The sequence below is a fragment of the Mesorhizobium sp. M5C.F.Ca.IN.020.32.2.1 genome (assembly GCF_004023105.1).
GTDB lineage: Bacteria > Pseudomonadota > Alphaproteobacteria > Rhizobiales > Rhizobiaceae > Mesorhizobium > Mesorhizobium wenxiniae.
The window spans coordinates 1-893 of record NZ_RZSX01001420.1; the positions used below are offsets into that span (position 1 = coordinate 1).

The window sequence follows — 893 nt, forward strand, 5'->3', positions numbered from 1 at the left end:
GTCGTGCAGCTCCGAATTGACTATCGGGCCGATGGCCGAGCGGCCGTCGCGCATCTCGCCCCAGATTGCGGGCGCATTGGTGCCGAGCCCGCATATGCCGCCGATGCCGGTAATGACGACGCGCTTGTGCATTCAGTCAGGCTTTATTCGCGATCAGCGCGCGAACCGCCTCGACCATGTCGCCGACGTTCTTCAGGTTGCTCCAGGCATCGACCGTGTTCATCTCGATCTCGATGCCATACTGTTCCTCGAGATCGAAGATGATCTCCGTCAGTTCCAGCGAATGGATGCCAAGTGAGGTCAGTTCGGTGCTGGTGGTGATTTCTTCGCCACCCGGCTCGGCATGAGCTTTGATCTTCGCGATGATGTCCGTTGCCAGCTGGTCAGCCATTCGGTTCCTTCCCCAACCTTGTCGTTTCTCGACGCCGACTGATCAGCGCCTCTTTTTCCCCAGGTTCAGATCGTCACCGTCGCCTTTTATCCCGCCAGGCGCTGTGTGACCGTACCAAGACGGCTCCTCTATAGAAACCGAAACGTTGTCAAGCAACAAGCTATATGTCGACAAAGCCGGCTGTGTGCTTAAGTTGGCGCCGTGGATATGATCGAACGTGGCCTGACCTTTGTGCCGCCGGCCCAGCGCGTCGCCGGAATGGCGCAGCTTGCTTGTGACAGGAATGGCGGCCGCACGCGTCTTCGGCGGCTTTATCAGGATGGTTCCGCCAAGATCCGCATGCCGGCCGTCTCGGCCGATCCGCTCGAAGCCGTCCTGATCAACACCGCCGGCGGGCTGACCGGCGGCGACCGCCTCGGCTGGGAGGTCGATGTCGGCGCCGGCGCCTCCGCCACCATAACCACCCAAGCCTGCGAGAAGGCCTACCGCGCCGCATCCGATC

At 61.4% G+C, this 893-nt stretch carries 3 protein-coding genes; 1 reads left to right on the top strand and 2 read right to left on the bottom strand.

The annotated features are described in order from the left end of the window. Window positions 1–132: beta-ketoacyl synthase N-terminal-like domain-containing protein (locus EOA86_RS36470; RefSeq protein WP_281035744.1), on the bottom strand; the 132-nt coding region annotated here is incomplete at its 3' end. A 4-nt stretch (window positions 133–136) separates the two neighbouring features. Further along, window positions 137–391 carry an acyl carrier protein gene (locus tag EOA86_RS36475; protein ID WP_065011664.1) on the bottom strand — a complete coding sequence of 85 codons (255 nt, stop codon included), beginning with the start codon at window positions 389–391 and terminating at the stop codon, window positions 137–139. Window positions 392–649: 258 nt separating this feature from the next. Here EOA86_RS36475 and EOA86_RS36480 point away from each other — a divergent pair. Further along, window positions 650–893: urease accessory protein UreD (locus EOA86_RS36480; protein WP_245497501.1), on the top strand; the 244-nt coding region annotated here is incomplete at its 3' end.

Bases quoted from the DNA above. Each gene is read 5' to 3' on its own strand.
- EOA86_RS36475 (WP_065011664.1), bottom strand. From the start codon at position 391: ATGGCTGACCAGCTGGCAACGGACATCATCGCGAAGATCAAAGCTCAT.